Genomic DNA, 22,991 nt, shown 5'->3' with positions numbered 1-22,991 from the left:
CTAGATATCTGTGGATAACTTTTCATGCACGGGTCGACCAACGGTCCGCCGACCTCCCGATGTCAGTGGCTCACGGCACACTGGGGTCCATGCACACGGTGGTCTCGCGAGACAGCTCCGGCATCGGCCTACGGGCGGTGTCCGACACCGGCGTGCCCGAGGAGCCTGCGCGGGTCGTGGACGGAACCGCACTGGCCCGGGAGGTCGCCGCGGACGAGACGCGACAGACCCGCTGGACCTGGGACGACACGAACAGCTGGTACCCGGGCCTCCTGGCCGACGGAGTCCGCATCGACCGTGCGCACGACCTCCGACTCGCGCACGCCGTGCTGCGCGCATCCGCTCTCACCGCCCACACGGCGCTCGCCGAGGCGGGGCCCACCGCCTGGGACAGGCTCAGTCCCGTCCCGCCCCCGGGCGGGCCGACCGCGGCGGCGCTCACCCGGCCGGACCGGCACCCCGGGGCCGAACCACTCTTCGAGCTCGGCGAGATCGTCGCCGCACCACGCCCGGCAGCGCGTGGCTCCGCTTTCGGCGCCCGTGCCGCGGCAGGCTATGGCGGCAGGCCCGCAAGGACCGACGGCAGAGACGCGGGCAGGACCGAGGACAGGACTGATCGCAGGACCGACCGCAGAGACACGGGCAGGACCGACGGCAGAGACGCGGGCAGGACCGACAGCAGTGACAACAGGAGTGACACCGGCAGGGACGCCGACCGAGACGACGACGGACCGGGCACCCACCGAGGCCCGGGCACCGGGTCGCGTGCGACGGACGACACCCCCGGGCCGCTCGACCCTGTCGCGGAGCTCGTCGCACAGCTCGCCGCGATCAAGGACAGCACCGATCCGGGGCGTCTGCGGCTGCTGCTCGCGGCCGAGTCGGCGGGGGCGCTCGCCGCGGCCGAGATGCACCACGCCGGGCTGCCGTGGCGGGGTGACGTCCACGACCAGATCCTGACGGACGCGCTGGGCCCGCGGCCTCGGCCGGGCGCCCGGCCGGCCCGGCTGGAGGCCCTGGCCCACCGGATCCGGGAAGCCCTCGACGCGCCGCCCACGCTGAACCCCGACTCCCACCCCGACCTGCTGCGCGCCATGGAGTACGCGGGCGTGGGCGCTCGCAGCCTGCGCAAGTGGGAGCTGGAGAAGCTCGACCACCCCGTGATCGCCCCGCTGCTCGAGTACAAGGGCCTTTACCGCCTGTACACCGCCAACGGCTGGAACTGGCTCGACACCTGGGCGCCGGACGGGCGCTTCCGCATGGAGTACGTGGTGGGCGGGGTCGTCACCGGCCGGTGGGCGAGCACCGGCGGGGGTGCGCTGCAGCTTCCGCACACGGTCCGCCGTGCGGTGGTCGCCGACCCGGGCTGGACGTTCGTCGTGGCCGACGCCGCGCAGCTCGAACCGAGGGTGCTCGCCGCCCTGGCACGCGACGAGCGGATGGCCGCTGCCGGCCGCAGCAAGGACGGTGCGAACACCGACATGTACGCGGGCATCGTCGCGGCGGGCGCGGTCGACACCCGGGAGCACGCGAAGGTCGGCATGCTGGGCGCCATGTACGGGGGCACCACGGGCGTCAGCGCGCAAGTGCTGCCTCGGCTCGCCCGAGCGTTCCCGCAGGCCATCGAGCTGGTCGAGCGGGCTGCCCGGGCGGGGGAGCGGGGCGAGGTGGTCACGACCCGGCTCGGGCGCAGCTCCCCGCCGCCCGGCGACTCGTGGGCGGCCGTGCAGGGCTCCGCGTTCGACGAGGACGCGGGGGCCGACGCGCAGTCCCGAGCCCGCAGCCAGACACGGTCCTGGGGCCGGTTCACCCGCAACTTCGTGGTGCAGGGCACGGCGGCCGAGTGGGCACTGTGCTGGATCGCCTCGATCCGGCGTCGGCTCTGGGCCCTCGGCGAGAGCACGGTCGCGGCGGCGGGTCTGGCCCCCGCGCCGTTCGACCGCCGTCCGCACCTCGTGTTCTTCCTGCACGACGAGGTGGTGGTGCACGCCCCCGCCGACCTCGCCGACGCCGTCGCGCACGAGGTGCGGGAAGCTGCCGACGAGGCCGGCAGGCTCCTGTTCGGCGACTTCCCCGTCGACTTCCCGCTCAGCGTCGCGGTGACCGAGAGCTACGCGGACGCCAAGGGCTGAGCACGGTCAGGAAGACGAGGTCAGCATCCCGATCGCGGCCGTCACCAGGCTCGCGGACCGCTGGGCGGCGTCGTCCACGTGCGTGAGGAACTCGGTGCCGTCCGGTGCGCAGAGGTCCGAGACCGCCCGCACCGACACGAAGTCCGTGCCGAAGCTGTGGCAGAGCTGGGCGAGCGCGACCGACTCCATGTCCACCGCGAGCAGGTCGGGGAAGTCGTCGCGCAGCCGCGCCGCCAGCTCGGCCGTCACGAACTTCTCGCCGGAGCCGATGGTCCCCTCGCGGAGCACGACGTCCTCGGTGCGCGCATGCCGGACGGCGTCGGCGAGCTGCGGGGCGGCGGCGTACGCCTCGGGCATCCCCGGCACCTGGCCGAGCGCATAGCCGAAGGCGCGCGCGTCGGCGTCCGCGTTCACCAGGCGGGTGCCCAGCACGACGTCGCCGACGGCCACGTCCTTCGCGAGGCCGCCGGCGCTGCCCGCGCTGATCAGCGGCACACTCGCGCCGTGGCGGAAGAGCGCGCCCGCCCCGGCGGACGTCGCGTTGACGAAGCCGATCCCGCTGCGGACCAGCACCACGGGCCTGTCCGACAGCGTGATCCGGCGGAACTGGGCGTTGCCGACGGTCTCGGCGTCGGACACCTCGGTCGCGAGCTCGAGGAACGGTGCGGCCTCGTCGTCCATCGCGACGAGCACGACGGCGACGGGTGCGGCGGCGCTCACTGCTCGGTCGTCCTGCCGTCGGCCGGGAGGTCGTTCGGCACGGCCCCGCGCAGGGGGATGCCCTTCTCCGTGGCGTCGCGGACGGCCGCCGCACGCGCCGCGGCGTCCCGTGCGGCCATGTCCGCCGCCGACGCCTCGCCCGGCGCGCCCTCGTCGAACACCTGCGCCCACACGCCGCGCGCCGAGAGGAACACGGACGCGGCCTCCTGCGCCCCGGTCAGCGTGTGGTTGGCGCCCCAGCCGCACTGCACCTCGTTGGCGGCGGGCACCTCGGTGGCGCGGAGGATGTCGCGCAGGGTCGCCTCGATGAGCGACAGCACGTCCTCGTACGCCGGGTCGCCCTGCAGCATGAGGTAGAACCCGGTCTGGCAGCCCATGGGGGAGAAGTCCAGGACGGCGTCCGAGTGGTTTCGGGAGTGCTCCGCGAACAGGTGCTCCAGCGAGTGCACGGTCGGCATCTCGAGGTGGGCGACGTTCGGCTGCGTGAAGCGCACGTCGTACTTCACGATCACGTCGCCCGCCGGGAGCTGCTTGCGGTCCGCGAGCCGCACGTAGGGGGCGGAGACGACGCGGTGGTCCAGGTTGAACGACTCGACGTTCATGCGGGATGCGGTCTCCGCCGGGGCGGACTCTGGGGTGGGGGATGCTGGCTCGGTCACGGTACGAGCCTATGCCTCGCCTCGCGTTCCCCGAAGCAGCGCCTCCCGAACACGTGCGCGCGCGAGCTCGACGGCCTCGTCCGGTCGCACCGCGTGGCGCAGTCCCACCGCACGCAGGAGCTTTCCGTGCTCCGGCTGGACGCCCTTGACCAGCACGGTCATCCCGCGTCGCTCGAGCTCGGCCACCAGGTCGGCCAGGGCTCGGCCGCCGGTCGCGTCCATGACGCGCAGGTGGGACAGCCGCAGCACCACGACGAGCACGTCGTCGCGCACCGACGCCGCCGTGACCTCGCCGAGGATGCGGTCGGCCGCCCCGAAGAACATCGCTCCGTCGATCCGGAAGAGGGCGATGTGCTCGTCGCCCTCACGGGCGGGTCCGGGCAGGGGGTCGCGGTGCACCGACGTCGCCCGGGCCAGCGACCGCAGCGTGAAGAACGCCGCGACCACGAGCCCGATCTGCACGGCGACGATCAGGTCGAACGCGACGGTCACCACGGCAGTGACCACGAACGTCAGGGCGTCCGGGCGGCTGGAGGCGAGCACCGAGCGGATCGTGCGCGCACCGATCATCCGGAAGGACGTCACCATGAGCACGCCCGCCAGAGCGGCCAGCGGGATGCGCCCGACGGGCCCGGTGGCCAGGTAGATCACCGCGAGGATCACCAGCGCGTGCACGACGGCGGACAGGCGGGTGCGAGCGCCCGTCCGCACGTTGACCGCCGTCCGTGCGATGGCGCCCGTCGCGGGGATGCCGCCGAACACGCCGCTCGCGAGCGAGGCCAGCCCCTGTCCGACGAGCTCCCGGTCCGGGTGGTAGGCGTCGGCCGGCGCGTCCGGGTCGGCCTCCGCGGACATTCCGGCCGCGACGCGGGCCGAGAGCAAGGACTCGATCGCGGCCAGCGCCGCGACCGCCAGCGCGGCGCCGGCGAGGTCCCGGACCAGGGCCGGCGTCGCGTCCGGCAGCACCGGCAGGGGCAGCGCGTCGGGCAGCTCGCCGATGCGGGGCACCGGCGCGTGCAGCACCTCGGCGAGCACCGTCACCAGCGCGACCGCGACGAGCGAGGCGGGCAGAGCACGCGCCACGTGCGGCAGCACCAGCATGACGACGGCGACGACCGCCACCACCGTCAGGGTCCAGACCCAGGCGGGTGTGCCGCTGCCGTGCACGACGCCCTCGACCACCGTGCCGTCGACCACCGCACCCGACGGCCACAGCGCCGCCCCCACGGACCGCACCGCGGTGACCAGCGTGTTGTGCCCGGTCTCTGCCGCGACCCCGACGGCGGCCGGAACCTGCTGCAGGAAGATGATCGCCGCGATGCCGAGCGTGAACCCCTCGACCACCGGCCACGGGACGTACGTGACCACACGGCCGAGGCGCAGCACCCCGCAGGCCAGCACGAGCGCGCCGCCCAGCAGGGTAACCAGTGCCACCGAACCGACCCCGTGCTGCGCGACGATCGGCGCGAGCACCACCGCCATGGCGCCGGTCGGCCCGCTGATCTGCAGGTGGGACCCGCCGAACACGGCGGCGACGACGCCGGCCACCACCGCGGTGACCAGCCCGGCCGCAGGCCCGACGCCGGAGCTCACGCCGAACGCGAGCGCCAGCGGCAGGGCGACGACGCCCACCGTCACACCCGCCAGCAGGTCGGACCGCAGCGTGCGGGGACGCAGGTCGTAGTCGGAGCGGGAGGGCAGCAGGTCGCGCACGTCGGCCCGGCGGCGGACGGCGGCGAGCAGCCGCGCGCGTGCCGTCCGAGGCGCATCAACAGGCCCACCAGGTGGCTCGGAACCGGGCATGTCCGGCGCGTCAGATGGTCCGCCGAAGCGGTGTCCGGCGGTGTCCCCCATGAGTGAAGGAACTTAGCAAGATCACGCCCCGTCGTCCTGGTGAAGGGGTGATTTCTCTGCCGTGCCGTCGCCCGGCGCCCGGCCGACCCCGCGTACTACGCTGCCGCGTGTGAGCAGCGGCGACGCCCCCGACCATCAGAGCGGCCACCAGGACGACCACACCGCCGCCCCGCACCCGACCCTGGCCCAGGTCGTCGGCGCCCTCGACCGGCTCTACCCGCCGTCCACCGCGGAGGGCTGGGACGCCGTCGGCCTCGTCGCCGGCGACCCCACCGCCACCGTGCGCACGGTGCTGTTCGCGGTCGACCCGGTGGCCGCCGTCGTCGACCAGGCCCTCGACCAGGGCGCCGACCTGCTCGTCACCCACCACCCCCTGTTCCTGCGCGGCGTCAGCTCCGTGGCCGCCACGACCTTCAAGGGGTCCGTCGTGCACCGCCTCCTCACCGGCGGATGCGCCCTGCACGTGGCCCACACCAACGCCGACGCGGCACCGCGCGGCGTCGCCGACGCCCTCGCCGACGTGGTCGGCATCACCGACCGGCGCCCCCTCGAGGTCGGCACCGCGTCCACCGCCGACGAGGCCACGAGCGGCACGAGCCGCGGCATCGGCCGCGTGGGCCGCCTCGCCGAACCCACCACCCTCGCCGGCTTCGCGCGCCGCGTCGCGGACGCCCTGCCCGCCACCGCGCAGGGCATCCGCTTCGCCGGCGACCCGGACGCCACCGTCACCACCGCCGCCGTGCTCGGCGGATCCGGCGACGGCTACTTCGACGCCGTCCGCGCCGCCGCCGCCGACGTCTACGTCACCTCCGACCTGCGCCACCACCCCGCTTCCGAGCTGCGCGAACGCGCGGAGTTCGAAGCCCGGGCCGCGGGCGGCGCCGGACCCGCAGGCACCCCCTTCCTCGTCGACACCGCCCACTACGCGAGCGAGTGGCCCTGGCTCCGCTACGCCGCCGACGACCTCACGGCGGCGCTCGCGGCGGACGGCCTCGCGATCGAGACCCACGTCAGCGACCTCGTCACCGACCCCTGGACAGGCCAGGTCCCCAGCCGCTGACGCTCGCGCCGTCGCGCGCGGGGTAGCGTTGGACCACCCCAGAGACCGACGGGCCCCCGACCCCACCCGAGAGGACGCCTCCGTGGCTACCGCACCAGCCGAGGACCAGCGCAGGCTGCTCGACGTCCAGGCGCTCGACACCCGCGCGCAGCAGCTCGCCCACCAGCGCAAGAACCTTCCCGCGCTCGCCCGGCTGACCGAGCTCGACGGGCAGATCGCCGACCTGCGGGCCTCGCTCGTCGAGTCCCGCACCCGGGTCGCCGACCTCAAGCGCGAGCTCACCAAGGCGGAGACCGACGTCGAGCAGGTCCGCAACCGAGCCGCGCGCGACCAGCAGCGCCTGGACTCCGGCAGCGTGAGCGCCAAGGACGCCGTCGCCCTCACCGACGAGCTCATCTCCCTGGCCGCGCGGCAGTCGGCGCTGGAGGAGATCGAGCTCGACGTCATGGAGCGGCTCGAGGCGCACGAGGACGCCCTCGCCAAGGTCGAGGCCGCCAACGACGCGCTCGTCGCCGACAAGGCCGAGGTCGAGGCCGAGCGCGACGCCGGCTGGGCGGACCTCGACGCGCAGGCTGCGGCGCTCGCGACCGAGCGGGCCCGCGCCGTCGAGGGGCTCGACGCCGCCCTGGTCGCCCTCTACGAGAAGCTGCGCGCGCAGCTCGGCGGCACGGGCGCCGCGGTGCTCAACGGCAACCGCTGCGAGGGGTGCCGCATCGACCTGCCGCCGGGCGACGTCGCGGCGATCAAGAGCGCGGCGCCCGACGCCGTGGTGCGCTGCGAGGAGTGCGGCCGCATCCTGGTCCGCGTCGCGGGGGCGACGTCGCCGGTCGCCTGACCTTTCCGGTGAGCGGCGGGCGCCCCGTCGCTCACCGCCGGCCGAGCGCTCCCCGCGCGAACGCGGGCGCGAGCGGCACCAGCGCGAGCACCAGGACGGCGGGCAGGGCGAAGCCGAGGCGTAGGTCGTCGGCGCCGACGAACCCGGTGAGTACCGCCCCGAGCAGCGCGCCGACGTAGTTGAACTGGTTGAACCGGGCGATCACGGCGTCGCACCGCGCGCGGACGGCGGCGGTGTCGGCGGGGTCGCCGGCACCGCCGCCGCCCGCAGCCGCCGCGATGCGTCCCGCCGCCGAGAAGCTGAGCGGTGCCACGAGGGCCACCGCCGCGCCGAGCACCGTGAAGCCGGCCACGGCCGCCTGCCACGTCGGCGCGAGCACCACCAGCGCCAGCGAGCCGCACGCGACCACCGCGCCGATCCGCAGCAGCACGACGGCGCCGAACCGGGTCACCAGGGCGCCGCCCGCCAGCCGGACCACGATCGAGGTCACGAGATACGGGAACGTCGCGAGCGCGACGAGGTTGCCGGGCGCGTCGAACGCCCGCGCCAGGTAGACCGGGCCCCAGGCCGACGCGGCGGTGTCGACCATGTAGAACACCACCAGCCCCAGGCCGACCAGCCAGATGGGCCGCCAGGGCACGGCCACGTCCGGCTCGGCGCCGGCCCGCGTACCGCCGTCCGGCACGACGCCGACCAGCGGGAGGAACGGCGCGAACGCCACCGCGAACGGGACCACGGCCACGAGCGCGCCGGTGGCGGGGGAGAGGTGGCCGGTCGCCAGCGCGGCGACGGCCGCGGTGATGCCGCCGGTGGTCCACCAGCCGTGCGACGACGGGAGGATGGGGCGGCCGTAGCGGTCCTCGAGGTCGACGGCCTGCATGTTCGAGGTGGCGTCGACGAGGCCGAGCCCGAGCCCGTAGACGGCCACGCCGCCCACGAAGAAGGCGAGCGCGGGCGCGAGCATCACGGTCGGCACGGCGACCACCATCAGGACGAACGCCACCCGGAGCAGCGCGCCGCTGCCCACGTGCCGCGCGGCGCGCTCGGCGACCAGCGAGCCCACGCCGGCGAGCAGCACCATCATGAGCAGGAGCAGCGACAGGGTCACCTCGTCCAGCCCCCAGCGCTCGAGGAAGCGCGGCAGTCGCGTGGTGAGGCTGATGAAGACGAATCCCTGCGCGAAGAACGCCGCGGCCACAGCGACGCGGGCGCCCGTCAGGCTTGTCATGAGGGCACATCCAACAGGGTGGTTGCCCGCGGCGCCAGAGGGCGGCGGGATTGTCACCCCGCCGACCGGTGCCGGCCGACCTCAGGCCAGCACGAGCTCCAGCGTGCGCGGGCCGCGCGGCCTGCCGTCCAGCAGGTTGGCCTCGATCAGGGTCTGGTCCTTGCCCGAGCCGATCTCGGTGAGCATCACCGACCCCACCAGCTCCTGTGCCGCCTTGAGCACGTCCTCGCTGGTGCGGGCCTCGTCCTGACGGCGCAGCAGGTGCCCGGCCAGCACGCCGCGCGTGTGCTTCGCGTTGTGCGACACCACCGTCCGCTTGCCGTCCGTCTCGCGCAGCACGCGCACCTCGACCCACTCCGCGGCGCCGTCACCCGTGGTCCGGGGCTTCCAGGCCGCCACATAGGTGGCGGACCGGCAGTCCACGACGACGTCGCCCGCGGCCCGCGCGTCGAGCACCTCGCCGAGGGCGGGCTTCCAGAACGAGGCGAGCCGGCCGACGTCGGGCAGGCTCACGCCCATGCCGAGCCGGTAGGCGGGGATGCGGTCGCCCGGGGCGACGACACCCCACAGCCCGGAGAAGGTGAGGACGCTCGCATGGGCGCGCCGGGCGGCGTCGTCGGGTAGGCCGGCCAGACCGGCGGCCGCGTACAGGACGCCCGTGTAGACCTCGGCGGCGGGCGCCGCGGGCGCCTCGAGCAGGGCCGTGTTCCGTGCGACCTCGTCGGCCAGGCCGGCGCCGACGCCGAGCACCGACGGCGCGTCCGGCCGCTCGCTGACCCGCGCCAGGTGGGCCAGCATCTCCTCGCGCCGCGCGTAGAGCTCCGGGTGGGCGAGGGCGGCCAGGTCGAGCGGGGCGGCGCCGTCGGGCGCGGGCGTCTTGCCCTCGGAGGGCGGAAGGAGCAGGAGCACCCGACAAGCCTAGGCGGCCCGCCAGGGTGCGCCGCGCCGCGCCGCCCCGCCGCCGCCGGCGGCACGGCCGTCGAACGTAGGAGTCGTCGGTGTCTGAGGGTGCATGAGCCGACTGTTCCTACGTTCGGCGCGGGCGTGCGGCGGGCGTCGGCTCGGGTACGCTTCCGTCTGCGGACGAGTCGGTCGGACGGTCGCGTCAGGCGCCTTCGGGTGTCTGCCGAGGAACGTCCGGGCTCCACAGGGCAAGGTGGTGGCCAACAGCCACCCGGGGTGACCCGCGGGACAGTGCCACAGAGAACAGACCGCCCTCGGCCCCGGCCGGGGGTAAGGGTGAAACGGTGGTGTAAGAGACCACCAGCGCTGCCGGTGACGGCAGCGGCTCGGTAAACCCCACCTGGAGCAAGGTCAGACAGGCTGTGCTTGAGGGCTGCCCGCCCGATTCTCCTCGCGAGAAGCACAGCCGGGTAGACCGCTCGAGCCCTGCGGCAACGCAGGGCCTAGATGGATGACCGTCGCCCGCGCGGGGGCAACCGCGCGCGGGAACAGAACCCGGCGTACAGACCGGCTCGTCCGCTCTTAAGGCCCTGACCTGCATCGGAGCATCAGCCGGAGGCTTCCAGGCGCGAGATCACGTTCGCATGTGCGCCATGGTCGCCTGGCCTGAAGGCCATGGTCATACCAGTAGGTGTCCACGGTCTCACTCCGCACCTCGCTCGGGCCGACAGGAGTGCTGACGATCGTCTCGGGCGCGCTTTGCGGGGCCAGCACTGGCGCTGGCCCCGCCGCCTTTCGTCGACGAGGAGTCGCTACCTCGCGTTGCCAAGGGTGATCCGGCGCCGCAGGGCCTGGGCCAGCGGTGCTTCCCACACGTCGGTGCCCTCCGTCGGATCGGGGCCGTCGTGCGGAAGCCGGGCCATCGTCTGCTTGGTGACGCGGATGGCCTCCCGGTCGCGCCGGGCGATCCGCCGGGCCAGGCGCTTAGCCTCGGCCCACACGTTCTCGGTCGGGACGACGGATTGCACGAGCCCGCCCTCCAGCGCCTCCTGGGCGTTGATGGCATCGCCGAGCAGCAGCATCGCGCGGGTCCAGCCGGAACCGATCTCGGCGACCAGGCGGTCCAGCACCTCGCTCGGACCCACCGGGATGCTGACGACCGTCTCGGGCGCGCGGAACCGTGCGTCCTCGGCGGCCACGCGCAGGTCGCTCGCGACCGCCAGCCCGAGCCCTGTTCCGGCGACGTTGCCGTGCAGCGCCGCGACCGTCACCGCCGGGCAGGTGCGCCAGGCGCGCAGCACCTCGTCGCTGAGCTCGACGAGCTTCCGGTAGCCGTCGGGGTCGTTGGTGGCGAGCTGGGCGAGCTCGTCCAGGTCGCCACCTATGCAGAAGTGGTGCCCTTCGGCGCGTAGCACGATGGCGGCGATGTCGTCGGGCAGCGTCGTGAGCACGTCGCCCAGGGCGGTCAGCGTCGCTCGGTCGAGCCGGTTGTGGCCGTCCGGCCGCGTGAGGGTCACCACCAGCACGGCGTCCTCGCGGTTGACCACGACGGGTCCGGCGGCGGACGCGCTCTCACCAGCGGCCACCGCCGCACCAGCACCCGCGGTCGCGGCTGGACGGGGTCGCCGCCGTACCGGCACCGAACGTGTTCCGCGGAAGGCGAGGGTCTCGTCGTAGCCCACTGGCCCGGCGAGCTCGAGATCGAACCGCTGCAGCACCTCGGGGAACAGCGTCGTCGCTTCCAGACGGGCCAGCGGTGCACCCAGGCAGTAGTGCATGCCCACACCGAAGGCGAGGTTGCGGCGAGGCGGGCGCGAGAGGTTTAGGTCGTGCGGCGAGTCGTAGGCGTCGGGGTCGTGGTTGGCCGCGGCGACCACGGCGTGCACGATCTGCCCGGCTGCCACCGGGATGCCGCCCGGCAGCTCCGTGTCCTGCGCTGCGTACCGGGTCATGAGCTGTACGGGCGACACGAAGCGGACCAGCTCCTCGACGGCGCCGTGCACGGCTTCCGGGTGCTCGAGCATCCACGTGGCCTGCTCGGGCCGGCGCAGGAGCTGCACCACGCCGTCGGACAGCAGGGACGTCGTCGTCTCGAGGCCCGCCTCGATCATGACGTTGAGCTGCGAGCCGGCCACCGCGCGCACCGCGGGGTCGGTCTCCGTGTCGAGCCACTCTCCCAGCGGGGAGTCCTCCGGGAGCCGGGGCCTGGGCTGGGCCACGAGCTGTTCCCAGTACGCGTTCCACAGCTTGCCCGCGCGGTCGGCCTGCGCCATCCGCGCCTTGCTCGGCGCGAGGTCGTGCACGTTCGAGAGCATGCGGCTCATCTCGCACAGCAGCGGGATGTCCTCGCGCGGCAGCCCGAGAACGATGCAGAGCACCGCCATGGGCAGCCGGTCGCCGACCAGGGCCCCGAAGTCCGCCTCGCCGTCGGCGCGCAGCACCGCATCGAACCGGTCGAGGTACTCGTGGACGGTCTGGACGATCTGCGGTGTGAGGTCAGCGACCGACCGCGGCGAGACGAACGAGCCAAGGCTGCGGCGCAGCCCGGCGTGCCCGGGCGGGTTGGTGCCGAGCGCGGAGTCGTGCAGGAACTTCAGGCCCGGGTGCCGCACCCACGTCGGCTGGCGCGCGGTGCGCCAGGCGGCGTCCACGGTGCGCCAGCCGGATCCGCTGAGCACCTCGTGGTTCGCGTCGTGCGAGGTGACCATCCAGGCTCCCCACGGCATGCGTACCGCCGGGCCCATGGCCCGCAGCTCGTCGTAGACGGCGTGGGGGTCGGCGCGCCCTTCGGGCGTGCTCAGGTGCCGGATCAGCGTGGTGACGCGGCGGCGGAACTCGCGGTCCGAACTGGCCGCGGCGGCGTCTGTCGTCTTCCGGGATCTACCGGTGTGGTCAGGCACTGGGGCTCCTTCTTCAGCCAAGACACCATCTCGTCTGCCGATGGACAACGTTAAACATAACGCGCATACCGGGCAGGACGGGCGGCTCTTGCGGGTCCCCGTGTGACCATTACGTAAACAAGTGACCATGAGGCAGGCATGTGACTATGTAGGTAGTCTTATGCGTCGTTGGCGCGTCCTGGCAGCCTCGGCAACCGCCTTCCAGGCCGACCCCGGTGTCGAGGACCCCTGTCGGTTCGTCACGAACGACACCGTCATTGCCGGCTCGGTCGGCGAAGAGGTGCGACGCCTCGGGAGGCCGCGGTGGACGAGGTCGAGCCCTGGGTGCGCACCGGGACGTTCCGTACGCCGGTGCCCCCGGAGACCCTCGCCATCACGGCCTGAGTCCCCAGCCGCTGGTGCTCGCCCCGAGCACCGCTAGATCGAGTCGCTACCGTCCTCGACGAGGCACGCTGGAACCTCGAGGTCATGCGGCACGATGCAGGTCCCGGCGGCGAACGCCGCACGGGCACGGCGCACGAAGACCTGCGTGAACGGCACGGCGCACGTCGATGCCGTCGGCCGCTCGATGCCGTCCGACGCTCCAGGGGCAGGTCAGACGCGGGCAGGTGTGCGGGCGGTCTGGCGCTCGGGAGTGAACGTCACCGGCAGCGTGGACGGGTAGCGCGACCACGGCGACGGCGCCCACTTCACCACCGGGTCGGTGAGCCTCAGGTCGAGCCGCTCCATGAGGCTCTCCACCGCGATCTTGACCACGAGCCGCCCGGGGCGCTTGGCGGGGCACGCGTGCGGCCCGACGCCGAAGGACAGGTGCGACCGGTTGCCCGCCTCGAAGAGGTCGTCGCTGGTGCGTACCCGCGGGTCGTTGTTCGCGGCGGCCACGCCCATCACTATCGCGTCACCGGCGCGGATCCGGGCGGTGCCGAGAGTGCAGTCGGTCACGGCGTACCGGGCGGGCAGGTTCGCCACGGGCGGCTCGTTCCACAGGGTCTCGTCGAGCGCGTCGTCCAGACCGCGGCGCACGCCGGTGACGCGGCCGGTGTACCGGGGGTCGGTGAGCATGCGGCGCAGCGTCGCGGCGATCCAGGTCACGAGCATCTCGTTCGCGGCGCAGATCGCCACCACCATCGAGTGCACGATCTCGGTGTCGTCCTCGAAGCTCGGGTGCTTGATGAAGCTGCTGGTCAGGTTCGGGCCTGGCTCCGCCCGGGTTGCGATGACGTGGTCCATCACGATCTGGTCCATCCGGACCAGGGCTGACACGGGATCGCCGCCGTGCCCGAAGATCTCGCTCGCGCAGCGCAACAGGTCGACGCCCTGCCGCTCGTCGAAGCCGAACATGCCCGACACCGCCAGGAACGACACCGCCGCCGCATACTCGCCCATCAGGTCCGCACTGCCCCTGGCGGCGAACGAGTCGATGAGCCGGGCGCAGACGACGCGCACGAGCGCTGCCGTCCGGACCTCGTCCATGTTGGCGAACGCCTCGTCCACCGGGAGCCGCAGCCGCCGGTGCTCCGCGCCGTCCGCGAAGTACAGGTTCCGCCGTCCGGTCGGAGACAGGATGGCGTGCAGGGTCGACTGCGGTGGTAGCTGCTCTCTCCAGTGCCGTGGGTTCCGGGCGAAGACGCTCTCCGTGCGCATCACCTCCATGACCTCGGCGTGCCCCAGCACGAGCCAGCCCGGTACGCCTGGCTCCAGGTCCACGGGGGCCACCGGCCCCCACTGGTCCTGCAGCTTGCGCAGTGCCGCAGTCATGTCCTCCGCACCGGTCAGGTCCACCAGCGCGACCCTGCCCCCGCTCCGCTGCGGTTCCAGGTCAGGCATGCCCCTCCACCCGTCGACATCCATCTAGATAATCCATCGAAATCTGGGGCGACCTGCGTAGACGCCCGATCAGGCGTTTCTATCACGGGCAGCAGAGAACACGAAACACGCGGCGTTCTTCCCCGCGGCGGCCAGGTCTGGTCTCACTCTGTGGTGACCTGCTGTCCGCTCCGGTAGAACGATCGCTATGAGCTGGTTGGCGAACGTGATGATCTCGGTCGGCGTGGACGACAACGAGAACGCGGAGGCGCTGAGCGAGTGGCGACGGACAGACGCCCCCGCCGGATCGAGTCCTGAGCGTGGCGGAGCGGGGTACCTGAGGTTGCTCACCAGTGCGGAGGACAGCCAATGGGGAGGGTGGAAGGCTCCCGAGTGCGAGGTGTGGGCGGGTGCCCTGAACCATGCTGATCTCGGTGCTCTCGGGCAGCGCTTCTTCGAGATGCCGTGGCGCGAGCCGAACGCTGCGCAACTGTTCGTGATGGACCAAGAAGAGGGCGCCCTGGCCGCTTGTCAGCGTCGTCCGAACCGGCCACGCCTTCGTCGTCGCCCGTTCGCGTCGAACCGGGTCCATGCGCCGCCTATGTGTGTGCGGGTGGCGTGCTCGCCGGGCTCGAGGTTCAGTACCTTGATCAGGGTGGCGTCGAGTTCGACGACGCGGTGGAGGTGGCCGATCCTTCCGGACGCCTGGTCCTCCGACCGGTGGTTCCGCACGGGTGCGCCGAACCTCCATCCACGCAGCGGTGTTTCCCCACGACGGCGACATCGCCTATGCCTTGACCGCCGTCGAGGCCAAGGTGCATGAGGATCTTCCGTTCATCTGGGCAGAACTCCTGCTCTACGTCGAGGCCGGCCTCCAGTTGCGCGAGGGGCGGCACGATCCTGTTCGAGGAACAGCGCTTCGAGGTCGCCGAGCTAGCTGTTGCCCTGACTCAGTGGGCGGGCGACGGCACCGAGCCGGATCACGACTTCGTGCACGATCCGTCGTCATACGAGGAGACGGGCGTCGTCCGTATCCTCCGGACCGACGACGGCTGGGCGGCCGGCTCGTGCTTCATCACGGGGACCACCGCGCCGCAACCGTGGCCGGCTGTCCGGGAGTCGATCGACACCTTCGTCGCGGACGCACACGAACTCGCGGCTAGATCCCTGCTCGAAGCCGGGTGGTCGATCATCGAGACGACGGCTGCCCTGCGCCGCGGGCTCGGCGCGCCACTGCGAGAAGCCAAACCCCTGGTTGTTCGGGTGAGTGGCCGCGCGCCCGAGGTTTACGCCTTCCAGGACGAGTCCCGGTCCGCCTTGAAGGCCCTCGCGGCGGACGATGACGCACTGGAGTTTCGCGAACAAGCCCCGACTGCCAGACAGCGCCATTCCTTCTCCCACCTGCTCCCACCTGCAGCGCAGGACGCCTTGTTGCCACGACGGCTTGCCTGCTCCCGCGCAGATCGCAGGCCCGTGCCAGTCCGCGGACAGTCCGCAAGAAGTCCGCACGAGCCCGTCGGACCCCAACACGGCCGTTGCTGCTCCCACCACACCGTGCCAGATGTCCGAACTGCGATCCACGAACTACTGCATCCGGGAATCGCCGGAATGGGCCGGCGGGATGACGTCGGCGCCCGCCATGGTGGAGGCCCTGCAAACTGCTTCGAGACCGCGCACCACCGCTGCCGACCTGCGCAGGCTAGTGCACGGCTGGGACAGCCGGATCGTCGGCGATGCCCATCGGGGCACGTCCTGGTGGCGTGATCCGTGGCTCTGGTACCGATGACGAGCGAGAACACAGGTGTTCTTACCGAGCAGGGGAGAAGCGTCTCAGCAGCACTGCATGACGAAGCGGATGTTGGTGAGATCGCCGCGGGCAAGGTCTTCGGGACGGGCGAGCCAGTACAGGGTTCCGGCGTCGCCCCACATGATGTCGTTGTCCGAGTCGACCTGGAACACCAGCACCCATTGGTCGGTCTCTGCGGCGATCGTGTGCTGATCGGGGCGGTGTGGGCCGGTCAGGCCGTTGTCCGCCGAGCGTCGGCGTCGAACCTCGTCGTGAGCGGCTTCGAGTTCGACGGGTCCTTGGACTGCGATGGCCCATCCGCCGACCTGGTGGCGAGGCGAGTCTCCACGCAGCCGCCCCATGGCGTCGATGAAATCTGCGCTGTTGACGGGATGGTCGAGCCACGCCAGGTAGTCCGCGTGGGCGTCCACGCCGAAAGTGCCTGGCAGGATGGGATGGAAGGAGTCCGGCGCGGTAAGCGTGGCCCGCCCGGCCAGTTCCCGCTCTGCATAGGTCTGGGTGCCCGCAGGTGCGGCGACGGGAAGCCCATCGGCGGATAGGTACAGGACGCGGTAGCTGTCCAGGTGGGCGGCGTCGGCGAAGCCGTAGACGCCTGGATCGTCCAGGACGAAGAACGCCAGCCGACCCGCCGCCGGTAGCGCGACACCAGGGTCATGGCCTGTGGCCGAGAGTGCCGCAAGATCAACCTCACCGACGAACGACAGCGGTCCGACACCGTCCCACACCGGCCAGGGCGTCCCAGCCGGCAGTCGCGGTTGCCCACCCAGGCGGGCGACCACGACTTCACCAGGATCAGCCTCGCCCAGCGCGACGGCCGGGCGAACCAGGTCGAGCCACGCCGCTGCGGACCGCGGATCGAGGTGCTCGTTCGCGATGGTGGCAGCTTGGGCCAGAAGTTCGGACATGTTGTACAACGTAACGGGACTCTCTGACGTTGCCGCGGCCCTACGGTGTGACGACTTGCTGACGATCCCGTGGGTACTCGCATCGGCGCCGTGCCAGAGAGAGCAGCCCGTATACATTCCGTACACACGAGCACCGTCTGAGCCCGTCGGGCACCGGAGTCACCAACGTTCTCGCGGTGCCCCACCAACCCGTCGGACACCGCGAGACGTACCGGCACGCCCTCCGGGAGAACCCGGCGTACAGAACGGCTCGTCCGCTCCTCACTCGCTCGACGGACGATCGCCAGGCACAGCGCCAGTCTGTTCGGCCTCCCAGTCGGCCTGTGCGAGCTCTGCAGCGAGCTCGATGCACCGCAGGCGGGCCGGCGAGTAGTCGTAGGGCATCTTTCCGGTGGCCTCGAACGCGCTCATCGCCTTGTGTTCCCCGTCGGAGCTTCGGCCGGCCTCGTCGGCACCCTCATCAGCGGTCACGGGGTGCAAGGCGTCCCAGGAGTCGAAGAGGGCCTCGTCCTCCTGAGCCAGACCAGATTCCTCGATGACGGCGTCGAGCGCCTTCTCGAAGGCGTGCCGTCGGGCAGCCACCTGGGCCACGCGGGGGTCATCGACAGCGACCGTGTCATCGAGCGACTCCTCGGCGGCATCGACCCGGTCGGACTCCTCCCGGAGATCCGGGTGGGTGGCCAGGGCGATGTAACGGGTGGCGTTGACGGCCGCACCGAGCGGACCGAAGATCCGCTCGATCACCAGCAGGTTGTCCAGGTCCGCCTGGCGCAGGGAACCGTCGGGCAGCCTCTTGAGGCGGCTGGTGACGAAGTCGGAGAGCAGGCCCATCCGGCTGCCCTCGGTGCGCATGCGCTGCACGGCGGTCCGCTGCCGCCGCAGCTCCGCTTCCTGGGCGGCGAGAGTGTCCTCCACCTGCTCCAGGATCCCCGCGATGTCACCGCCGCCGTCACCGGAGGCCGTGTCGGCGAAGGCGTCGCGGATGTCGTCCAGGGCGATCCCGGCGTCGGCCATCTTGCGGATCCACAGGAGCCGGATCATGTCGCCGTAGCCGTAGCGGCGCCGGTCGTCGCTTCCCCGCTCGGGCTCGGGCAGGAGGCCGATCTCGTGGTAGTGCCGGATCGCCCGCGGGGTGGTGCCGACGAAGGCCGCCGCGTCGCCGATCTTGACCTGGCGGGGCGGGATGAAGGACGAGTACATGTGCGGAGCCTTCCTCAGCGGGGTGGGTGATGAGTCCACGGGACCACATGCCGTTACGGAAGATGCAAGTCCAGACATCGCCCCACGACTAGCGATGCGCGTTCAGCTCGTCGAGAGCACGGTGGCCACGTTCGACCACCTCTCGGACCGCGTCGAGCCGCCCGTCGCGGACCGGTATCTCGAGCATGTGCAGAATGTGGGACGCGGCGAGCACCGTCGCCTTCTGTCGCCCGACGAGATCGATGATCTTCGCCCACAACTCCCTTCGGACGCCGTCCAGGAGCGGGTCCCGGAACGAGTACCAGACGAGCGCCGTGAGATCGATCGCTCGCGTGCCGCTGCCCGCGTTCCCGATGTCCACGACCGCCACCACCACTCCGTCGCGGACCAGGACGTTGCCGGGAGTCGCGAGGTCGGCATGGACCATGTCGGGCGCTGCTGGTGGTGCGGGGACGTCGGCGCACGCGAGCCGCAGGCGCTCGACCAGGACCGACACCTCGGGTGAGTACTCCGAGAGTCCAGCGATGGATCGCCGCAGCCGCGACTGCTCCGGCGTCTCGTTCGGGTCCTGTCCGGCGGCACCCGGTTCCTGACCGGTGGCGACCCGCCAGGCGTACGACCAGTGGTCGTACGGCTCGGAGGCCTGGCCGGCCTGGAGCTCGACGATCTCCATCAGCTGCCCGACGAGGGACGGCGTCAGCTCCGACGCCGGAGCCGCGTCGACGAAGTCCATCACCTGCCAGACATGGGTGGCAGTAGCCCCCACCCCCAACCACACCGGGGTGGGATAGCCGCGCCCCCGCATGTGCTCGACCACTCTCCGAGCGCGCAGCGTCTCGTCCAGGTGGCGAGGGTGCGCCCGAGGCGCCACCTTGAGCACTGCGTCCGCCCGGCCGGCCAGCTGGACGCGGACGGCACCCCCGTTGATGCCTCCGGGGAGGCGACCGAGGAGGGTGGCCTCTGCCCCGACCGTCCTGGCCACGTCGTCCAGGACGTTGGCCGGCGGTTCATCGGGATGGGTGCCCTGGTTCATCGGCACTCATCGGCACGCGGCAGCGACGGCGGGAGCAGGGCACATGCTCGACACCTTACGGGCGCTCGCGACCGACGGTCTTACGTGTCGCGCGCATCGACCCCGCGCTCCGCCCTCGGGCGGGTCGCGGTCAGACGAGTTCGCTCTAGGGCGATGTAGTCGCGACGCACAGCCGGCGGCAACGCGGCGAGACGGTCGAGCGTCTGCAGGTTGTGCTTGTGGTCGACGTGCTTCCGGACGACGTACGTGACGCACCGGAGGATGGCGACGACGACCGCGCCGATCGCGGCGACGGGCCAGAACTGTGCAACCGTCGTCACGACGGCGAAGCCTTCATCGGTCACGGTGACCTCACCCCTTCTTGCGCGCGCCAGTCCCACCCTCTGGGGCGGTCGCGTCAAGCTGGAGCGAGGTCTTCAGTGGTGTCATGGCACTACTTACCGCATCGCGAGCTCCCGCATGCCTCGAGCCCGAGGTGCCGGGCCCTCACCGCCGCGTCGCGTACCTGTTCAGCACCACCCCGGCGGGAAACGTCCGCGTCTCTACGAGGTCCAGGTTCACCCAGCCGTCGAGTCCTGCGAAGAACGGCGCACCGCCACCCAGCAGCACCGGGTGGGTGACGATCTCGTACTCGTCGACCAGACCGGCGCGCATCGCCGCAGCGGCGAGAGTCGCGCCACCGACCCGCATGGGGCCGCCGTCCTCGGCCTTGAGCCGGGCGATCTCCTCGATGGCGTCGCCGGTGAACAGGCGCGCGTTCCAGTCGACCGTGTCGAGGGTCGACGAGAAGACGACCTTCGGTGTGTCCCGCCAGTTCCGCGCGAAGGCGACCTGCGCCGGGGTGGCGTCCGGCTGCTGGTCGCCGGTCGGCCAGTGGGAGCTCATGGTCTCCCACAACCGACGCCCGTACAGCAGCAGGTCGATCGTCTGCTCTTCGTGGAGCCACCACTCGAACAGCTCGTCGCTCGGCGTGCTCCAGCCGAGGTCGCCACCCGGGGCGGCGACGTAGCCGTCCCGGGAAAGATTCATGCCGTAGACCAGCGTGCGCATGGGCTCCGCACCTCCTTCGATCAGGCCCCGGAAAAGTCAGGCCGTCTGGCGCACCGACCGGTGCGGGGGAGCGAATTCATCGGTCACAGCCACCGCGCGTTCACCAGCGCGTTGACGCCCTCGGGCAGCGCCACGGACTCGCCCGCGAACAGTCGGCCGCCCCAGTCCAGCACCTGGTCCAGCTCGGGCAGCCCCGGTGCGCCCGAGACGCCGCCGCCGTCCGGCGTCCAGGTGCCCCGCCAGCCGTCACCCTGCAGCACGACGAGCCCGTTCAGTACGTCGGCGACGGTGTCGTCGAACGCCTCGACCAGGTTCGCCGAACCGTAGTCGCACGCGTCGCAGCCGCAGTCGGGGACCCGCTCGATCTCTACCTCGGGCCGGTCCACGCTGACGTGGACGGCCGGGACGTCGTCGAAGTCCTGCACCGCGCGCTCCAGGACGAGGAGCGGAAGCGTCCCGGGCGTCCGCGATGTCAGGCGGGTCCCGCCGCTGAACCCGGTGCCGAGCGACGCGCCCACAGCAGGCTCCGCGTTGATCCCGGGCAGCGACCCGAGCACCTCCACCCAGGCCTGCGCACGGAGAGCAACCATGGCGTATCTCTCCGGGTGCGTCATCCGCGAGTACTCCTCCTCGGACGGCTCCCGGTCCGCATGCGGATCCGGCCATGAGGCCGGGTCGGACCGCGCGTACACGGCATCGACGCGCGCGGCCAGGGTCGAGAGGTCCATCTCGAGATGATAGGAGCACGTTCTCGCGGGCACGCCGGCTTTTCCTGGGCCTCTCGGGGCTGCGAGATGGCACCCTTCACCCATGACCAACGAGTCGAGCACCGCCGCACACACCACAGTCGCACAGCGCGAGGCACGTTCCTCGGCGAACCCCCTGGCACTCGGGCTGGGCCTGCTCCTCGGCGGTGCGGCCGCCTTGGTGCTCGGCTCCGTGCTGGTGCCCCACGCCGGGTTCGCGGTGTTCTTCGCGCTCGCGTTCGTCGGGATCGTGATGATGGTCATCGGTGCGGTCCAGCTCGTCGTCGGCGTCCACCGGTTCGCGGACAACGTCGACCGCGTGGCACGGGCGCTGATCGACGCACGGCGTGACTGACCGGCGAGCACCTCACACCCCGATCGCCACGATCCCCACCAGCACCACCACCGCCCCGACGACCCGCCGCGCGAGATCCCCCTCGCCCAAGAACCGCCACGCCAGCAGCGAGCCGATCACGATCGACGCCTCCCGCAGTGGCGCGACGAGGGCCACCGGCGCAGTCTGCAGTGCGGTGAGCACGAGCACGTACGCCAGTGGCGACAGCACTGCGACGACGAGGATCGGTACCCGGTCCAGCCGGACCGCCGCGACCAGCTCGCCCCGCGCTCGCGACAGCCCCCGTCCTCGCGGCAGCGCCCGCACCAGACCCGGCGCCAGGATCAGGCTCTGCGCCAGCAGCGTGCCCGTGTAGTAGCTGATCGGCGCCAGACCGAGGCGCCCGATCGCGTAGGCGTCCCAGAGCGTGTAGGCGGCGATCGTCGCCCCGGTCGCCGCGCCCCAGAGCACGCCGCGCAGCGGGTGCGGGCCGCGGTTCCGGGTGGGGTTCCCGGTGACGACGACGATGCCGGCGACGACGGCGAGCGCCCCCGCGAGCGCGAGCCACGAGGGGCGCTCGGCGAGCACCAGCACCGCCACGACCATCGTCAGCAGGGGGCCGGTGCCGCGCGCGACGGGGTAGACCACGCCGAGCTCCGCGCGGTCGTAGCCGGTCTGGAGGGTGAGCGAGTACGCGGCGTGCAGCACGGCCGAGACGACCGACGCCCCTGCGAGCTGTCCGGTGAGCGGTTGGGCGCCGGTGGCGGTGGCGACGACGGCGAGCGGGAGGCAGAGCAGCGCCGACACGCTGGTGTAGGCGCCGACGAACAGGAGCGTGCTGCCGCGCTTGTACGTCGAGGCCAGGTTCCAGGCGGCGTGGGCGATCGCGGCGACGAGCACGATCGCGACGGTGCCGAGCGGCATCAGGTGATGTCGGGCAGGTCGATGCCCGCGCGCTCGGCTCGGCGCACGCGGTCGGGGTCGCGCAGCGCGAGCGTCGCGGCCAGGACGTCGACGACGACGAGGTGGGCCAGGCGGCTGCCCGCGGCCGCCATCTGCGTGGTCAGGGGAGCGCCGCCGACGACGAGCGCGACGTCGGCGAGCCGGGCCAGCGGGGTGTCGTGCTGGTTGGTGATCGCGACGACCGTCGCGCCGGCGGTCGAGGCGGCGTCGGCCACGGCGAGGGAGGTCGTCGTCCGGCCCGTGGAGCTGACCACCAGCACGGCGTCGCCGTCCCGGAGGAGGCGGGTGGCGATCATGACCGACTCGTGGTCGGGGATGCCCACGGCCGGCACCCCCAGCGCGCGCAGCCGGAACACCGCGTCGGCGGCCACCGTGCCCGACTGCCCGGCGCCGAACGCGATCACCTGCCCCGCCGACCGCAGCACCGCCACGGCTTCCTCGGCGGCTGCCGGGTCGAGGGCGCCGCCGAGCGCCGTGAGCGACTCCGTACCCGTGCGGATCGAGGTCTCCACGACGGCGGCCGCCGGGTCGCCGCCGCTGAGGGTCGGCGGCGGGGCGAAGAACTCCGCCGTGCCGCGGGCGCGGGCGATCTCCAGCTTGAGCTCCGCGAACCCCGCGAACCCGACGGCCCGCGCGGCGCGCACCACGCTCGGCGCGGAGACCCCGGCCCGGGCCGCGACCTGCGCTGTCGTGCTCGTGCCGACGAACAGCGGGTCCGACAGCAGCAGCGCCACCACCTTGGCCTCGCTCGCCGCCAGGCCGGCGGTGCGCGCCTGGACCGTGCCGAGCCAGCGCCGCAGCGGGTCGTCGCCCTCCGGAACGGCATTACCTGTTGAAGAACCCATGTGTAACAGCG

At 72.3% G+C, this 22,991-nt stretch carries 19 protein-coding genes, 1 other RNA gene and 1 pseudogene; 6 read left to right on the top strand and 15 right to left on the bottom strand.

Annotation, left to right across the window (positions count from 1 at the left end; translation table 11 throughout):
• The first annotated feature begins 89 nt into the window (after window positions 1–89).
• Window positions 90–2,132 carry a bifunctional 3'-5' exonuclease/DNA polymerase gene (locus APR03_RS16980; RefSeq protein WP_253837471.1) on the top strand — a complete coding sequence of 681 codons (2,043 nt, stop codon included), beginning with the start codon at window positions 90–92 and terminating at the stop codon, window positions 2,130–2,132.
• A gap of 6 nt (window positions 2,133–2,138) precedes the next feature.
• Here APR03_RS16980 and mtnN read toward each other — a convergent pair whose 3' ends face one another.
• The 3 genes and pseudogenes from mtnN to APR03_RS16965 form a co-directional block, all read right to left on the bottom strand.
• Window positions 2,139–2,852: a 5'-methylthioadenosine/S-adenosylhomocysteine nucleosidase gene (gene mtnN / locus APR03_RS16975; protein ID WP_253837469.1), complete on the bottom strand. Its 714-nt coding sequence runs from the start codon at window positions 2,850–2,852 to the stop codon at window positions 2,139–2,141.
• Window positions 2,853–3,010: 158 nt separating this feature from the next.
• Window positions 3,011–3,454: pseudogene (locus APR03_RS16970) on the bottom strand (S-ribosylhomocysteine lyase); the annotation flags it as partial.
• A gap of 66 nt (window positions 3,455–3,520) precedes the next feature.
• Entirely contained in the window at window positions 3,521–5,314 is a 1,794-nt protein-coding gene (locus tag APR03_RS16965; protein ID WP_253837467.1) for a SulP family inorganic anion transporter, read from the bottom strand.
• A gap of 160 nt (window positions 5,315–5,474) precedes the next feature.
• Here APR03_RS16965 and APR03_RS16960 point away from each other — a divergent pair, with 160 nt between their 5' ends.
• Both APR03_RS16960 and APR03_RS16955 read left to right on the top strand, forming a co-directional pair.
• A complete protein-coding gene (locus APR03_RS16960; RefSeq protein ID WP_253837465.1) occupies window positions 5,475–6,425 on the top strand; it encodes a Nif3-like dinuclear metal center hexameric protein in 951 nt (316 codons plus the stop codon).
• 82 nt (window positions 6,426–6,507) lie between these two features.
• Entirely contained in the window at window positions 6,508–7,260 is a 753-nt protein-coding gene (locus tag APR03_RS16955; RefSeq protein ID WP_253837464.1) for a zinc ribbon domain-containing protein, read from the top strand.
• 31 nt (window positions 7,261–7,291) lie between these two features.
• Here APR03_RS16955 and APR03_RS16950 read toward each other — a convergent pair whose 3' ends face one another.
• Together APR03_RS16950 and APR03_RS16945 are read right to left on the bottom strand one after the other, a co-directional pair.
• Window positions 7,292–8,488, bottom strand: coding sequence for an MFS transporter (locus APR03_RS16950; RefSeq protein ID WP_253837463.1), 1,197 nt, complete (start codon window positions 8,486–8,488; stop codon window positions 7,292–7,294).
• 81 nt (window positions 8,489–8,569) lie between these two features.
• Complete coding sequence (locus APR03_RS16945; protein ID WP_253837462.1) at window positions 8,570–9,397, bottom strand: YaaA family protein; 828 nt, start codon at window positions 9,395–9,397, stop codon at window positions 8,570–8,572.
• Window positions 9,398–9,572: 175 nt separating this feature from the next.
• Here APR03_RS16945 and rnpB point away from each other — a divergent pair.
• Window positions 9,573–9,970, top strand: an RNA gene (gene rnpB / locus APR03_RS16940) — RNase P RNA component class A.
• Window positions 9,971–10,203: 233 nt separating this feature from the next.
• On the opposite strand, the gene APR03_RS25300 is transcribed toward rnpB, so the two are convergent.
• Complete coding sequence (locus tag APR03_RS25300) at window positions 10,204–12,291, bottom strand: cytochrome P450 (RefSeq protein ID WP_253837461.1); 2,088 nt, start codon at window positions 12,289–12,291, stop codon at window positions 10,204–10,206.
• 594 nt (window positions 12,292–12,885) lie between these two features.
• Entirely contained in the window at window positions 12,886–14,118 is a 1,233-nt protein-coding gene (locus APR03_RS16930) for a cytochrome P450 family protein (protein WP_253837460.1), read from the bottom strand.
• A gap of 798 nt (window positions 14,119–14,916) precedes the next feature.
• Here APR03_RS16930 and APR03_RS25505 point away from each other — a divergent pair.
• The gene (locus APR03_RS25505) at window positions 14,917–15,861 is read left to right on the top strand and encodes a DUF7878 domain-containing protein (RefSeq protein WP_443703136.1); all 945 of its coding nucleotides are present in this window, start codon (window positions 14,917–14,919) and stop codon (window positions 15,859–15,861) included.
• Between the two features lie 66 nt (window positions 15,862–15,927).
• Here APR03_RS25505 and APR03_RS16925 read toward each other — a convergent pair whose 3' ends face one another.
• The 6 genes from APR03_RS16925 to APR03_RS16900 all read right to left on the bottom strand — a co-directional run bounded on the left by APR03_RS16925 (window position 15,928) and on the right by APR03_RS16900 (window position 20,820).
• Window positions 15,928–16,809, bottom strand: coding sequence for a YwqG family protein (locus tag APR03_RS16925; protein ID WP_253837459.1), 882 nt, complete (start codon window positions 16,807–16,809; stop codon window positions 15,928–15,930).
• Between the two features lie 261 nt (window positions 16,810–17,070).
• Entirely contained in the window at window positions 17,071–18,009 is a 939-nt protein-coding gene (locus APR03_RS16920; protein ID WP_253837457.1) for a MerR family transcriptional regulator, read from the bottom strand.
• An 88-nt stretch (window positions 18,010–18,097) separates the two neighbouring features.
• A complete protein-coding gene (locus tag APR03_RS16915; protein WP_253837455.1) occupies window positions 18,098–19,042 on the bottom strand; it encodes a phosphotransferase in 945 nt (314 codons plus the stop codon).
• 80 nt (window positions 19,043–19,122) lie between these two features.
• Window positions 19,123–19,386 (bottom strand): hypothetical protein, encoded by a 264-nt coding sequence (locus APR03_RS16910; RefSeq protein ID WP_253837453.1) that lies wholly within the window; start codon window positions 19,384–19,386, stop codon window positions 19,123–19,125.
• A 142-nt stretch (window positions 19,387–19,528) separates the two neighbouring features.
• Window positions 19,529–20,092, bottom strand: coding sequence for a dihydrofolate reductase family protein (locus tag APR03_RS16905; protein WP_253837451.1), 564 nt, complete (start codon window positions 20,090–20,092; stop codon window positions 19,529–19,531).
• A gap of 83 nt (window positions 20,093–20,175) precedes the next feature.
• The gene (locus APR03_RS16900; protein WP_253837449.1) at window positions 20,176–20,820 is read right to left on the bottom strand and encodes a DUF6226 family protein; all 645 of its coding nucleotides are present in this window, start codon (window positions 20,818–20,820) and stop codon (window positions 20,176–20,178) included.
• A gap of 82 nt (window positions 20,821–20,902) precedes the next feature.
• On the opposite strand from APR03_RS16900, the gene APR03_RS16895 reads away from it, so the two are divergent.
• Window positions 20,903–21,193 carry a hypothetical protein gene (locus tag APR03_RS16895; protein WP_253837447.1) on the top strand — a complete coding sequence of 97 codons (291 nt, stop codon included), beginning with the start codon at window positions 20,903–20,905 and terminating at the stop codon, window positions 21,191–21,193.
• Window positions 21,194–21,205: 12 nt separating this feature from the next.
• On the opposite strand, the gene APR03_RS16890 is transcribed toward APR03_RS16895, so the two are convergent.
• Complete coding sequence (locus tag APR03_RS16890) at window positions 21,206–22,096, bottom strand: EamA family transporter (protein WP_253837446.1); 891 nt, start codon at window positions 22,094–22,096, stop codon at window positions 21,206–21,208.
• Window positions 22,096–22,980 (bottom strand): MurR/RpiR family transcriptional regulator, encoded by an 885-nt coding sequence (locus APR03_RS16885; RefSeq protein ID WP_253837445.1) that lies wholly within the window; start codon window positions 22,978–22,980, stop codon window positions 22,096–22,098. The genes APR03_RS16890 and APR03_RS16885 overlap by 1 nt, the downstream gene beginning before the upstream one ends.
• Window positions 22,981–22,991: the final 11 nt, after the last annotated feature.

Source organism: Promicromonospora thailandica (assembly GCF_024171955.1).
GTDB classification, from domain to species: domain Bacteria; phylum Actinomycetota; class Actinomycetes; order Actinomycetales; family Cellulomonadaceae; genus Promicromonospora; species Promicromonospora thailandica.
Note: the sequence above shows the minus strand (reverse complement) of the source record. Positions and strands in the feature narration are given on the sequence as shown.